At 38.6% G+C, this 13,532-nt stretch carries 12 protein-coding genes and 1 tRNA gene; 3 read left to right on the plus strand and 10 right to left on the minus strand.

What is annotated here, in order from left to right; translation table 11 throughout:
• Positions 1-124: 124 nt before the first annotated feature.
• The 8 genes from ACPZ3T_RS14470 to ACPZ3T_RS14505 all read right to left on the minus strand — a co-directional run bounded on the left by ACPZ3T_RS14470 (position 125) and on the right by ACPZ3T_RS14505 (position 9,857).
• Positions 125-1,633 (minus strand): radical SAM protein, encoded by a 1,509-nt coding sequence (locus ACPZ3T_RS14470; RefSeq protein ID WP_490277045.1) that lies wholly within the window; start codon positions 1,631-1,633, stop codon positions 125-127.
• An 86-nt stretch (positions 1,634-1,719) separates the two neighbouring features.
• Positions 1,720-3,075, minus strand: a complete 1,356-nt coding sequence (locus ACPZ3T_RS14475) for a MurL C-terminal domain-containing protein (protein WP_490277046.1) — start codon at positions 3,073-3,075, stop codon at positions 1,720-1,722.
• Positions 3,076-3,078: 3 nt separating this feature from the next.
• Positions 3,079-3,573, minus strand: a complete 495-nt coding sequence (locus tag ACPZ3T_RS14480) for a DUF427 domain-containing protein (RefSeq protein ID WP_490277047.1) — start codon at positions 3,571-3,573, stop codon at positions 3,079-3,081.
• A gap of 69 nt (positions 3,574-3,642) precedes the next feature.
• A complete protein-coding gene (gene ovoA / locus ACPZ3T_RS14485; RefSeq protein ID WP_490277048.1) occupies positions 3,643-4,980 on the minus strand; it encodes a 5-histidylcysteine sulfoxide synthase in 1,338 nt (445 codons plus the stop codon).
• 8 nt (positions 4,981-4,988) lie between these two features.
• The gene (locus ACPZ3T_RS14490; protein ID WP_490277049.1) at positions 4,989-6,113 is read right to left on the minus strand and encodes a mechanosensitive ion channel family protein; all 1,125 of its coding nucleotides are present in this window, start codon (positions 6,111-6,113) and stop codon (positions 4,989-4,991) included.
• A 212-nt stretch (positions 6,114-6,325) separates the two neighbouring features.
• A complete protein-coding gene (gene egtD, locus ACPZ3T_RS14495) occupies positions 6,326-7,300 on the minus strand; it encodes an L-histidine N(alpha)-methyltransferase (protein WP_490277050.1) in 975 nt (324 codons plus the stop codon).
• A gap of 784 nt (positions 7,301-8,084) precedes the next feature.
• Positions 8,085-8,879 (minus strand): twin-arginine translocase subunit TatC, encoded by a 795-nt coding sequence (tatC, locus tag ACPZ3T_RS14500; protein ID WP_490277051.1) that lies wholly within the window; start codon positions 8,877-8,879, stop codon positions 8,085-8,087.
• 399 nt (positions 8,880-9,278) lie between these two features.
• Positions 9,279-9,857, minus strand: coding sequence for a J domain-containing protein (locus tag ACPZ3T_RS14505; RefSeq protein ID WP_490277052.1), 579 nt, complete (start codon positions 9,855-9,857; stop codon positions 9,279-9,281).
• Positions 9,858-9,883: 26 nt separating this feature from the next.
• Here ACPZ3T_RS14505 and ACPZ3T_RS14510 point away from each other — a divergent pair, with 26 nt between their 5' ends.
• The 3 genes from ACPZ3T_RS14510 (at position 9,884) to ACPZ3T_RS14520 (ending at position 11,844) form a co-directional block, all read left to right on the plus strand.
• Positions 9,884-10,981, plus strand: coding sequence for a tocopherol cyclase family protein (locus ACPZ3T_RS14510; RefSeq protein WP_490277053.1), 1,098 nt, complete (start codon positions 9,884-9,886; stop codon positions 10,979-10,981).
• 33 nt (positions 10,982-11,014) lie between these two features.
• Positions 11,015-11,088: transfer RNA gene (locus ACPZ3T_RS14515), tRNA-Arg, on the plus strand.
• Positions 11,089-11,337: 249 nt separating this feature from the next.
• On the plus strand, positions 11,338-11,844 hold the full coding sequence (locus tag ACPZ3T_RS14520) for a YdcF family protein (RefSeq protein WP_490277223.1): 507 nt from the start codon (positions 11,338-11,340) through the stop codon (positions 11,842-11,844).
• Between the two features lie 191 nt (positions 11,845-12,035).
• On the opposite strand, the gene ACPZ3T_RS14525 is transcribed toward ACPZ3T_RS14520, so the two are convergent.
• Both ACPZ3T_RS14525 and ACPZ3T_RS14530 read right to left on the minus strand, forming a co-directional pair.
• Positions 12,036-12,329, minus strand: coding sequence for a DUF2288 domain-containing protein (locus ACPZ3T_RS14525; RefSeq protein ID WP_490277054.1), 294 nt, complete (start codon positions 12,327-12,329; stop codon positions 12,036-12,038).
• A gap of 114 nt (positions 12,330-12,443) precedes the next feature.
• Positions 12,444-13,481, minus strand: a complete 1,038-nt coding sequence (locus ACPZ3T_RS14530; RefSeq protein ID WP_490277055.1) for an AI-2E family transporter — start codon at positions 13,479-13,481, stop codon at positions 12,444-12,446.
• Between the last annotated feature and the right edge of the window lie 51 nt (positions 13,482-13,532).

A 13,532-nucleotide genomic window follows, 5' to 3' on the forward strand; every position in this document is an offset into this window, starting at 1 on the left:
TTCCCTGCGGGACGCTGCGCGAACGCGGAGCGTCTGTCTACGACACGCTATGCGTTGGCGTAGCCTCTCGGAGAGAACGCAGAGAGAACTAAAGTTCTCACTACAAACCCTAACCGTTACGCAACTAACGGGGAGAAGTTCTTCCCAAGGGCATGACAGGAGTTTCCCAATTATCTCCCAGGCTACGGAACAGATACAATTGCCAATCAGAAACCTGCTCATAACTTAGGTGATGGGTATCAACAGAACTAGTCCAAAAATTACCGCGAATAGTGGGATCTTCAAAGCGTAGCAAGCCTAATTTCTGGAGGTTTTGTTCTTGTGGAGTTCCAGGAATGGGAATGATTGAGTAAGGAGTAACGAAAAAGTTCAGGGAGGGATTGATGGTTTTTAGTTCTTGCTTAAGTTCGCCGATCGCTTCTTCTAAATAAAGGAAGCTGTCACGATTATCATCAGCCAGTCCGATAATAAAACCATAAGAAATTGTGGGTACACCAGCCCTGACAATAGCTCGCATCATATCACAATGCTGTTGCCAAGGTAGTAATTTGCGATAAGACTGACGACCAACAAATGGCCTTTCCGCAGGGATGTATGCCATAAAGCATCCTCTTTTACCATCCCAACCCCACATGGCGGCTACTAATTCCTCATCTGGAACTAAATCTTCTGGATTGCGTTCTCGTCCACGGCCTTTGGTGGCTTTTTTGAGTTCGATGCCATTGTCCCAAGAAACGGGCAAGTTCATGGCTCGCAGTCCATTGACAATCTCTAATACTTCTTGTCTACCTTCCTCTCCGAATAAGACGCGCCCTAAGAACTGATCAGAGTCAGAGACAACACTACGTGCGCCAGCTTCCTGTTGACGGGCGCACCATTCTAAAGCTCTCTGGGGAGTCATTCGCATATAACCTGTACCATAGGTAGGGGTTTGGCAAAAGTCACAAGTGCGATCGCAACCCAAGTCCATCATGACTGAGCCGATAGGTAATAACGAGGATTCGGAAAGATTATCCGCAAAGTCATTGCCCCCACCTAAACAAGCTTTAGCTACACTAATTGATGGTAAAGGCCAATCTTGGGGATGCAGTCCCCGCAGTCGCTTAGGATAATGCGCCCCATTAGCAAAGAGGACTCCTGATAGTTCTTCTCGTGGTGGTTTTCCTAATACATAGTCAAAAATTGCCCAGTTAGCAGATCCCGATTTATCTGTGACTACAGCCGTTGCACCTGCATCTAGGTAATACCGAGGCTGGGCAATCACATCTGAGCCACCCACTACAATCGGTTTACCGCCCTTTGCTAGATGGCGCAAGACTAAACCAGTTAACTCTCTATAGATTGTAAAGTTGTTAGTCACAGCCCAAGCATCACAGGATTGGGGGTCAATAGTAGCAACTTTCGCCCCGTAAGCAATTTTACGTAGAGTCATGCCTTTCCAGGTGACTTGTCCAAACTCTTGTTCCTCAATCCCATTTTTGAGGTTGAATAACTCCACCTCAAAACCTCCGGCTTCTAAGTTAGACATTAAAATCTGCTTGCTAATTAGGGGATGTTGATTCTGCTCTGTCCAATCAATGTCTTGAGGATCTAAAACTTTGAGTTGGGGTAGTTCTACTAATCCAATTTTCATAGGTTATTTTGTTTTGAAAGTTAGTTTTTCTGGTTCATACTAAGGACTAAAGTCCTTACTACAAACTTGTTTATTTAATAGAGTGACTAAAATTTATCTTGGATTTTTGCAAAAATCCAATCAGGAATATTGTGTTCTTGTGCGTAAACATTATTATATTTCTGCTGTATATTCTCCCAATCAATAGCAGTATTTGTTAAAATTTCTTGAGCAAACATATCTAATGCTTTCCCAGATAAACCCTTATCAAAACATCTTTTCATCATCAACCGACTTTCATCTATTTCCCCAATACATTCAAAGGGAGTATGTTGTGATAAACCGAGCATTTCCCGAAAAATTGGTAGTAAATCTGCATCATCAAATAAGTTATTTTGAAATACTGCATTTACTTTATCCACCTTACAAAAAGCCATTAAACCTAACCAAACATAGGCACATTTCGGGCATTTTTTGCACCAAGGCTTTTTAATATTACAGGAATGAATTTTGGGTAATAATTCAGGATATTTACTGAAGTTCTGAAAAATCCGCAAGTCATAAATCGGTTGCAAAATACTGAAATATTTGAAGTTAGATAAAAGATGCTCTCGAATAAATTGATCTAAAAGCTGTTCAGCCTCCAAACCTTTACCCCATTGATGGTTGACTTCTCTACCTAATTCTTCCCAAAACAAATTTCCCGTATTCGCGCTTTTTTCATGCGCTAGAGCCAGATAATTATATCCACCAGCCAGCATCAAAAATAATGATTCAAAAATAGAAACTGGCGTTTCTGGTGCGGTAATTCCCGAATTTTCAGGAAAGTATAATTGCAGAAAGGGGAAGTCAATAAAATCATCATAAATTGATATTTTATGACTGTTAACTGGGTTGACTTGTTCTAGTACATCTGCAATTAAATCATGTTGTGATTTAGCTTTTCCATAAACACTATGAGAATATTGCATAGAAGCAAAAGGAATTTCTGCGGCTTGCAACATTTTCATCGCCAAAATACTATCCTTACCGCCACCACAACCCGCCAGAATCGTCAGATTATCACCTGAGATTGAGACTGGGTGACTCTCTCCTAAAGCTTGTGATGAGATAATTTCTGGGTGTGGATAATCGGTAATATTATTTTCGTACCAATGTTGAGCAAATACCCCTTGATATATCTTAATAAATAAATTTAAGACAGGTGGGGCTAAATGTTCAGCTATTTTAGAAATATCGTAATATTGCGGAAATAGTGAACATAATTTCATGCCTTCAAATAAGGCAATATGAGCCGCAATTTTTTGAATTAACTCTTGAGAATATGTCTCTATCAGTGCAGAAAATGAGACATCATGGTAAAAAATTTTGGTAGAAAACTTAAATTTATCTGCACTATAGATAATGTCTAGATGATGCTCATGAATTGTGACATCATCTATTTTAATGATAGCTATTTTCATCAATTACCATCCCCATGTGCCAGGGCCACCTTTAAATGGCCCAACAATATCAGCAGTAATCCAACCCCCATAAAAATCGCCTGCTTGGGGTGTGACTAGCTCATCATTGACATAGCAAGCATCCATTAAGGCAGCAATAAAACCATAGTATTCTTTAATTGGGACAAAATCTGGGGTAGGGTCAAAATATCGCCAAGCACCGTAATTTATATTTTTATCTCCGATGCGGATATCATAATATTGATAACGCCCTTTCCATTCACACAAACCTTTTTTGGATGTTTCTATGAGATGTTCTAATTTAATATCTTCAGGGGGGAAGTAATAAGTCGGAGGATGGCTAGTTTCTAAAACTCTTTTACCTCTGTGAGTTTCTGCTAAAACAATACCATTACAAATTACTTTCAGATGCTTATTAGTATCTTGTAAAATGGCGGGACGTGGATAATCCCAAACTGATTCTTGGCCTGGTTGTGGTGGGATAGGATTTTGTCTCATGGTGAATAATTCCCTGATTTAATTGACTAAGTTACCAACTTATCTGCGTTAATCTGCGTCCATCTGCGTTTAATTATCAATATCTTGCACAATTCTAAAACCAGCGTGCTGATAAAAATTAGGACGAAACCAATTTCGATAATATTTTAAAGCTTCTGTGCCGTTAGTGATCCAACATCCGCCTAACATCATGTAATGTTTGGTATCGAAGAAAATCGCCGAATTATCTGCATATAAATAGTGAGGCTGATATCCTGTAAGGGGGTTTAAGTGATCACTCAACCATTCCCAAACATTCCCTCGCAAATCGTACAAGCCAGAGTGACTTTTAGCTGTTTCTAGCATTCCCACAGGAGTAGGTGAACCAAATTTGAAATTCAAATTATAATTTTCTGCATCTGATATCAAACCATTACCATAAGTTGCCAAATGGTATTCTGATTCACTCATTAAACGCGTATTTTTACCCCGCCAACGACAGTAAGCCATTGCTTCATAATGATTGACTTCTACAGGCCAATCTAGAGGTAAATCTATTTCATCAAACATGGCACGATATTTATAGTTACCGTGTTCAGGTAGCCAAAATTTAGGGTGTTTGATGTTGTTTTCAGTTACCCAATTCCAAGATTCTGCATCCCAATAATCTGAATTTGTGTAACCACCATCTTTAATAAAATACCAGAACTCAGCATTGCTAATGAGATATTTACTAGCTAAAAAAGGTGGGACTTCTACAGTGCGATCGCCATAATCAATATCCCATCCATAGGTATAATCATCAAAGGCTTTACCTATTTTTACTACACCCCCAAATACCTCTATCATTTCATTTTGGGGTGTGTAACCATTACAAGGTGCGTATTCCCAATTTTCGGGACGTTTAACCCTAGAAATTGGTAGTTGACGAATCAACATTGAAGAAGTTTCAATATGAATACGTTGGTGTTCTAGTCCCATCATTAAAGCCCATAGGGGATGATTAGGACGAATTGGTAAATCAATTGTAGTTGTTTGAATAAATTGTGAAATCACCTCATAGGCTTTTTGGCGATATTCCCAAACCTCTGCAACTTGTGGCCATTGTAAATGCGCGATCGCTTGATTTAATTCCTCTGGTTTTTCTGGATCAACGCCAATTTCAAATAATATTTCATACTCTGGATTGAGGCGGTTTTCTAATAAGCCGACACTGATTAATTTATTAATATAAAAAACAGCAGAATGTCCCAGATAAAAAATCAGGGGATTTCTCAAAGGGTCAGGATTAAGATAAAATGTATCTTCTCCAACTAAAGTTTGCAGCAGGAGATTTTCTAGTTGCCAAGCATTATCAAAATAGTGGAGAATAGACTGGCGATCGCAATGATCAAGCTGTGGAGGATGACTAGATTTAATGTTTTTCATGACATTGTTTAATTTTTGACTGCATTCCGACTTTTTTGAAAGTTTTCTGGAGTAGTTTCTAATTCCACAAACAAGAAATCAATACCTTCTTCCTCCAATAATGCTAATATAGCTAGGTTTAAATTTTTCTCAGCCTCAAAGTAGAGATTATCATCATTCACAAATGCCATAACTTCAATCACACGGGCATTATCTTGTATGCTCTTAAATCGCACTGTGCATGATGGAGAAAAACCAGCTATAGACTTCGGCATTTCTTGAATTGCATTACAAATTCTCGCAGTTTTCTGTGCTGAAATGCCATCAATTTTCAAAATTAAATTCACTCCCCACTTTAATTCTTGCCCTGGATTTTGTGACCAATTTTCTACAACTCCAGAAATCATTCTGGAATTGGGCATTTTGATGATTGAACCCCATTTAGCTACATGAAGTGTTGTAGTTCTAAATCCAATATTGAGGATCTGCACAAAGCCATCTACTCCTGATATTCCTACCCAGTCCCCTTCTCGATAGAGATTATCAGAATAAATAATCAGAGTACAAAACCAATCATAAACAATATCCTTTAACAGCAAACCTAAAGTGATACCAGCACCACCTAATAAACCAACTAATGCTGCTGCTGATTGTCCTAAAAATATCTCACTAACCTTAATTGCTAAAATAATGATAGCTGCCGATTGAAAAATTTTCGGCATTAAAGGCCTGAGCAATTCATCAAGCTCTGTTTCAGTATGTAGCACCACGTTGGCTATAATCTGACCCAAAATAGAAGAACTGCGATAAACAACATAAGCAACTATGAAAATAACGATTAAGTTGAGTATTCTACCAATAGTTGCGCTCAGTTGTAGCCCTAAATCTTCTGAGAGAATTTCTTTAACTAGCCAAAATCCAGCAATCAGAATTAGCCAACTTAAAGCAGGTTTAATAATGGCAATTAATTCATCATCAAATTTATTTTGAGTTTTACTAGTTATTTTCTCAATACTTTTAATAATGACTGCAACAAAAAACCGCCTTAATGTTTGTGTCACTGTCAATATCAGCAGAACAGCAGCTATTTTAGCAATGGGGATATTGGAATAATTGATATTTGTGAGCGTGTTCCAAACTGCATCCATGTTCATAGGTTTGTAATTGATGATCTGAGTAAGTTTTTCTATCCCCAAACTCTCTGAAAATCACAGAGATGGGGATAGGTAAGAATGTCAGCTATTTTTTGAACAACTTCCGTAAATTAATCCGTATTGATAGGATGTCAAACTACAATTTAATTTTCGGAATCACCTATGGGTAGGCTGAAAAATTTGCTCTAGCGTGACAATAGAGCAAATTGGCTTTAAGCCTGACAAAGAATTAAGCCAAACCACTGCTGAGGATCTGTCCAAACTTTTAGCGTCCTCAGTCCGTGGGTTTCCAGTTCTTTTTGCATAGTTGCTAAATCGAACTTGCGAGAGATTTCAGTTAAAATCTTTTCTCCAGATTCCAAGAAAATTTTCAAATCTAAAGTTTCTAGAGTTACCCAATGACTCTTGTGGCTATGCAGATACATTTCAATCTGAGCATCTGTTTGATTATAAATGGCTTGATGAGTAAATAAATTCAGGTCAAAATCACCTTGAAAACGCCAATTTAAATGGGAGAGCATATTCAAATTAAAAGCAGCCGTTACTCCTTGTTTGTCGTTATAGGCTGCTTCTAATATATTTTTGGGTTTTTGTAAATCCAATCCTAGTAAAAAGTAATCACCTGGATTTAAAGCATCAGCAACTTGTTGTAAAAACCTCTCTGATTCTTGGGGATTGAAATTTCCTATCGAACTTCCCAGAAAGAAAATCATCCGCGAGGGGGAAGCAGTGGAGGCTAGTTTGATTAATGCTTGTTCATAAGTTCCTACTAAGCCATCAATTGATAAATTAGGGTACTTTTTTTGTAGCTTCAGTACACTAGCTTTGAGGATTCCACCACTGACATCAATTGGTACATATTTTGATAAACTGGCAATTTTTTGGTAAGCATCTAACAGAAAAATAGTTTTGGTAGAACTACCGCTTCCTAACTCTATAAGTTCACATTTACCAGTGATTTGAGCAATTTCATTAGCATATGTACCTAAAATCCATGCTTCTGTTCTAGTAGGATAATATTCCGGTAAATCGCAAATTTGTTCAAATAATTCAGAACCGCGATCGTCGTAAAAGTATTTTGGCGGTAAAGTTTTCGGGGTTTGGTTGAATCCGGTAATGACATCATCACCATCATTTTTAACAAACTGATGATGCTCTGTAAGCACCTGAAAATTTTGCGTCAACATTACGGCATTTTCCTGAAAATTTGAATTTTAACAATAGCATACATATTTGAGAGATCAATTTCAAAATTAATCCTCTACTTAAAATTTCAGGGAAACACACATCACTAAATAAAAAATACAATCTTTGGGAATATTTTCCCAAGAAAAAATTGAAGTATCCAATACTTTTAGATACCACTGAATTTGAAGATTTGATATGACTACCATTAACGTTAATTCTCAATTCTTACCCAGCAAGAAATTTGGGTAAGATAAATCAAGACCTAAAGATAGCCAAGCAATTTTCAAACTGAGTATTTAAGGCCAATAAATTGCCTTATTTGAGAGCTATTTTGCCAATTCTACATACATTACTTATACTTTCTATGGCAATCCGATTTAATTCCTCTTTGCACAGCATGGCCTAGCCATAATTATTACCGTACCCAGGGAATAGAGAACAGGAAAGACAACAGGTATAAGTCTACTAAATATTTAAGTATCTGCAACGCTAGAAATATCAAATACTTCTACGTATCACAGAAAACCTAGATTAGTGCAGAATTTATGTATTCCATAATACAAAAATTCTGTATTAATCATTACAAGCAGTTATTATACATCTATTTAAACAAGATAGTCTATAAGAAGCTTTCAAATCTTGAATATTGCTACAATATGTAATATTCAGCAATATTGGGTATTATTTAGCTATTTTGATTAAAATACCTGCAATTACATTTTCTGAGTAGCCTTGAACCCCGTTTTGACTCTCTCTGGCATAAATGCACAGGGAGAGTCAATGCTATTTGCCAGAGAGTTTTACTAAACCAATACCACCAAAATAAAGACCTAACACAGCACCGGCTAAAAGACTTTGGGTAAGAGGATCTGTAGAAGGTGTGAGAACAGCACCTAAAATGACTCCTCCCAGAATAACCGATCGCCAACCAGCTAACATAGTTGCAGACGAGACAATTCCTAGATTAGCCAGTAAAAGTTGGATAATCGGTACTTGGAATGCTAAACCGGTACTGAACATCAATAACAGGATAAATTCAAAATACTTATCAATTGACCAAATTTGCTCCACAACATCCGCACCATAGCTGATAAAGAAATTCAAAGCGGCGGGAATCAGCAGCAAATAAGCAAAAACCAACCCAGTAGCAAATAACACACTTGAACCTAAAACTACTGGCCCTAACAATCGACGTTCACGGCGAGTCAGTCCTGGCAGCACAAATTGGATAATTTGATAAAGTATGAAGGGACTAGAGAGTATTAAGCCACTGTAGGCAGCAACTTTTAAAGAAACAAAGAAATATTCTCCAGGTGCAAGTTGTAGGAATTTCACTCCCTTAGCTGGAACTTCTAGCAGCTTAACAATAGGTTTCACAACTAGAAAACAGCCGACAACACCGACAGCTACGGCAATGAGTGAATAAAAAATCCGTTGGCGTAACTCTTCTAAGTGATCGAAAAGAGACATTTCGACTTCATCAGGCAACTCATCAAGAGGATGAGGTTTTGAGTTGCCATATTCCTCAGTATCAATGTCAGGAGTGTTTAAGGTATCTACTTCTTGTGAAGGTGTCATGACTCAGGTGGTAGGCAACATTTGCTAACTATTCTATCTGGCAAAGCCGTTAATTAGAAGGTAGGGGTGTAGGGGGCAGGGGGCAGGGGGACAAGGGAGACAAGGGGGACAAGGGGGACAAGGGGGACAAGGGGGACAAGGGGGACAAGGGAGATGAGGGAGAGTTTTTTTAGGGGGTGAACGAAATTTTGTGTGGTATTTCTAGGTACAGTATCCAAAAAATTACCCTCCACACTCCCCACACTCACCACACCTTTTTTCGCTCATCGTTCTTTAGGAGCAGCCGCACTGGCGGCACACCACCCGCTATGAATGAAAGAAACACTTTATTTCTTCCCCTATACCCCTATACGCCTATACCCCTACACCCTTACACCCCTGTTTCTTGAAAGTGAGGATTTAACGCGATCTGAGAAAGTTTTTGAGTTTTTTGCACCATCTAGCTAGGAAAGATTGGGGCTGAGATTTATACTTGACTCTGCCAAAAGGAGTGGCCTGGGGGATTTTTCCTTCTAGCTGTGCGGCTTTATTTAAGTCTGATGCGGCTCTATATTCGTAGCCTAATTGTGAACAAACTAAGCCACGATATTTATAAGCTTCGATATAGCGAGGGTTGAGGCGAATTGCTTGAGTGAAATAGGCGATCGCTTCTTGATATTCTCCTTGCCCTACGCTCTCCACGCCATAGTTATAGAAAGTTTCTGCATTCCAACGATTGACGGAAACGTTAGGAGACTTTTGGGGTGCAGGTGCAGCAGGTTTTGTTACCGTGGGAGTCTCTGACTTCAGCAGATTGTAAGCAGCGTTGATTTGTTTGATTTTGGCCTCTGCTTGCTGTTTTTGTGGTGAATTGGTAAAGCGATCGGGATGCCAAATTTTCACCAGTTGACGATAAGCTCTTTTTATCTCTACCTGCGATACACCAGGTTTTAACCCTAGAATTTCATAAGCATGATTAATATCAAGACAATCGCGCATACCAAGAAATAGAAGTACATAAATCTATGTTAACTATTCCCATAAATCTTCTTCCATCTACTCAAACACCTCACAGTGGATATCATTGGGACGGCACTAGTCGGCGTTTTTTTGAAGGCTGGTATTACCGCGTTACTTTACCAGATTGTGGTCAGACTTTTGCTTTTATGTATTCCATTGAAGATCCCATTGGCAATCAAGCCTACAGTGGCGGTGCGGCGCAAGTCCTCGGTGCAAATGATCAATATCTCTGTCGGATTTTTCCTGATGTGACTAAATTTTGGGCTAGTCGAGATGTTTTGGCTTTAGGCCATTGGGGTAAAACTAACCTGAATACTGAACCCCTATATCTCTTACCATCGGAGTTTACAAAATATATCGAAGAAGGCTATCAAGCTACTGCAAATTTGAACCAAGGATTTATTCAAGATCCTGCAACTGGTTTTTATTGTCGTTGGGAATATGAAATTCAGCCTGTATATGGCTGGGGTAATCAAAATAGTCCTCAGCAATCTACTGCTGGCTGGCTGTCATTTTTACAGATTTTTGAGCCAGGATGGCAGATTTTAATGGCTCATGGTTTAGCAACTGGTTGGATTGATTGGAATGGCCAAATTTATCAATTCCAAAATGCACCAGCCTATGGCGAAAAGAATTGGGGTGGTGCTTTTCCCCAAAAATGGTTTTGGTTGAATTGTAATAGCTTTGATGGCGAACCTGATTTGGCGTTAACGGCTGGTGGTGGTAAGCGGGGTGTGTTGTGGTGGATGGAGTCTGTAGCGATGATTGGTTTACATTATCAAGGCAAGTTTTATGAATTTGTCCCTTGGAATGCCAAAGTAAAGTGGAATATTCAACCCTGGGGTAGATGGCAAATGCAAGCAAAAAACCTAGATTATGAGATTGAAATAACCGGAACTACGCATCTACCCGGTACACCCCTGCGTGCGCCGACAACAAACGGTTTACAATTTTGTTGTCAGGACACTATGCAAGGAAAGCTCAGTTTAGAGTTACGACAAATAAGGGGTACATCCCCTCTAGTCATTCTCAAAGCACACAGCTATCTTTGTGGGTTAGAAATTGGCGGCGGTTCTTGGAACAATTTTTGGCAGTCCACCTAAAACTACTGCTATCATTGTATATGCTTCGTAGTTGGGGCTGTAGCTCAGTTGGATAGAGCGAGCGCCTCCTAAGCGCTAGGTCGCCGGTTCGAGTCTGGCCAGTCCCGTCATCAACAACTCATGCCGATTCAAAATTCAAAAATCTATAATTCACAAGGGTTTTAGGGTTTCAATCCGGTTCAAAATTTTAGTGAATCGGTATGTGGTGGCAAAAATACATTTGTGTGAGTTTGCCAACATTCTTATTTTTCTGACCTATAGAGAAAATTATCTGACGAAGTTATAGAGCCTTGAAGAATAATCTATTGTTTAGGGGTAAGCCATTTCAATTAGCGGCTCTGGTTTTACCGTTATTGATGTGGTTGGGATATCAGGAAGTACAAAATAATAGCCAACCACCGGAAGCAGTAATTGTTTTAGGTGGCTCAACCAAAAATCTAGAAAGAGAAAAATTTACTGCCAAATTTGCTCGTCAGCATCCCAATTTGCCCATCATGATTTCTGGCGGTAGTCCTCCTGGCTATACAAAAAGGGTATTTACTAAAGAGGGTATCAATCCTAAACGTTTACATTTAGACTATGAAGCGGTAGATACTGTAACAAATTTTACTACAATATTAGATGATTTACAAGCACGCAAAATTAAAAATGTTTATTTAATTACCTCTGATTTTCATATGCGACGAGCTTGTATCATCGGTGAGATCATTTTAGGTAGTCGAGGGATTCGGTTCAAACCAATACCAGTACCATCAAAAATCCCCCCTGAACCAATGGAAAAGTCTATCCGTGATGGAGCTAGAGCCTTATTTTGGGTAGCTACCGGTTACACAGGGGCCGAGCAAGTTCAACAAAAGCGGTAAGAAATTGGGCATGGGCTAGTCAATTCAAAATTCAAAATTCAAAATTCAAAATTAAAGAATTTTGGGCATGGGGCATGGGGCATGGGGCATTGGGGTAAATATTTCTCCCTTGTCTACCTTGTCTCCCTTGTCTACCCCTGCTCCCTGCCCCCTGCTCCCTGCCCCCTGCTCCCTGCTCCCTGCCCCCAGTTCTAATTCCCCATTTCTTGGACTAAAACATAAGGTTGGATAATGAGTGTGTTAAAACGCTTAGTGCGATCGCTATTCCATTGTCCCACTTGGGTGACTGAAGGTTTGGTGATTAGTTGACGCTCGATCCATTGTTGAACAGATGAGGTATTATCATTAGCGATCGCTTCACCAACATCTAGTAAATCTAAGTCCAGTGACACTAAAATCACCGCATCTCGCTGCACATGAGGAATCAACCATTCCCATTCAGCTTCATCTAAAGTTTCTAATAATTCTGCTCTCAAATCTGACATGATTTTCTGTTTTTGCTTTGCATATATTGATTTTACAGATTAAAATACGTCTTTCGTTCCAGCCACTAAATTTATTTATCTGCTTCTCCCTTCTGCCGTCCCTTTGACTCTCCCCTAAACTTCTGATTTCATCGCGTTAATTTCAAATAAAGATACAATTACTCCGGTAATGGGAATTGATAAAAAAATTCCTAATAATCCTGCAACTCTTGCACCTATTAATAGGGCAAAAAATACTACCACCGGATTTAGATTTAACGCTCCTTGCATGACACGGGGTGCAATCAAATTATCTTGAATTTGCTGAAGCAATATGCAAGCTATGACAACTTTTAATGCTAACCAAACATTTTGAGATAACACAATTAAAGTAATCACACTAATTCCTAAAGTTGCTCCTATGCCTGGAATAATATCAAGTATTCCGACTATCAAAGACAGAAGCAAAGCAAAAGGTACATTCAATAATATAAATACAATAAAGGTAGCTGTGCTTAAAAATATAGTTAATAGTAACTGTCCTCGAAAGAATCCTAAAAAACTGCGGCGTAAAATCCTGCTAAATCTAACACGATGATGATTTGGTAAAAACCTGAGCATAAATTTCCACAATTTTTCGCCGTCGAGTAACATAAAAAAAGCTACAACAGCAATTATAATAAAAGTAACAAAATTCGTTAATAATTGTTGTAATATAGTGAGACTAGTGACTAAACTTGATATTGCTTGATTACGTAATTGTTCTTGAATTACACTTAAATCTATTTGCAAATTACGATCCCGCAATGTTTCTTCAATCCTTTCTAAAAAAGGTATCAAAGAAGTTAAAAAATTAGAGATACTGTCTATTAATTGTTGTCCTTGAGAGACAACTGCTACACCAATTGTAATTAATAGTCCACTCAAAAATATAACACTGATTAAAAAAACGATAATAACTGCTATCCCGTGGGGCAAAAATTTCTGCAACCACTTGACAGGATAATTCAGTAAGAAAGCTAAAATAGCGGCAAATGTAAAAATGACTATTACTGTTTGAAAGTATGCTAGTAGCTGGACTAAAGCCCAACCAGCAGCAACTAATAGCAAAAAGCGCACTATTAATGAATTATTCAGACGATGCCACAAATTTTTGGCTTCAAATCCACTCATAAGAGTTGGGAGTGCATATTTTTGGGAGAGTGAGTTTTAATGTACAAAAAT

Source organism: Aliinostoc maniaoense (assembly GCF_058172895.1).

Coding starts and splice junctions, on each gene's coding strand:
- ACPZ3T_RS14510 (WP_490277053.1), top strand. CDS start 9,884: ATGTTAACTATTCCCATAAATCTTCTTCCATCTACTCAAACACCTCAC.
- ACPZ3T_RS14505 (WP_490277052.1), bottom strand. CDS start 9,857: ATGCGCGATTGTCTTGATATTAATCATGCTTATGAAATTCTAGGGTTA.
- ACPZ3T_RS14525 (WP_490277054.1), bottom strand. CDS start 12,329: ATGTCAGATTTGAGAGCAGAATTATTAGAAACTTTAGATGAAGCTGAA.
- ACPZ3T_RS14480 (WP_490277047.1), bottom strand. CDS start 3,573: ATGAGACAAAATCCTATCCCACCACAACCAGGCCAAGAATCAGTTTGG.
- ACPZ3T_RS14470 (WP_490277045.1), bottom strand. CDS start 1,633: ATGAAAATTGGATTAGTAGAACTACCCCAACTCAAAGTTTTAGATCCT.
- ovoA (WP_490277048.1), bottom strand. CDS start 4,980: ATGAAAAACATTAAATCTAGTCATCCTCCACAGCTTGATCATTGCGAT.
- ACPZ3T_RS14530 (WP_490277055.1), bottom strand. CDS start 13,481: ATGAGTGGATTTGAAGCCAAAAATTTGTGGCATCGTCTGAATAATTCA.
- tatC (WP_490277051.1), bottom strand. CDS start 8,879: ATGACACCTTCACAAGAAGTAGATACCTTAAACACTCCTGACATTGAT.
- egtD (WP_490277050.1), bottom strand. CDS start 7,300: ATGTTGACGCAAAATTTTCAGGTGCTTACAGAGCATCATCAGTTTGTT.
- ACPZ3T_RS14520 (WP_490277223.1), top strand. CDS start 11,338: ATGTGGTTGGGATATCAGGAAGTACAAAATAATAGCCAACCACCGGAA.
- ACPZ3T_RS14475 (WP_490277046.1), bottom strand. CDS start 3,075: ATGAAAATAGCTATCATTAAAATAGATGATGTCACAATTCATGAGCAT.
- ACPZ3T_RS14490 (WP_490277049.1), bottom strand. CDS start 6,113: ATGAACATGGATGCAGTTTGGAACACGCTCACAAATATCAATTATTCC.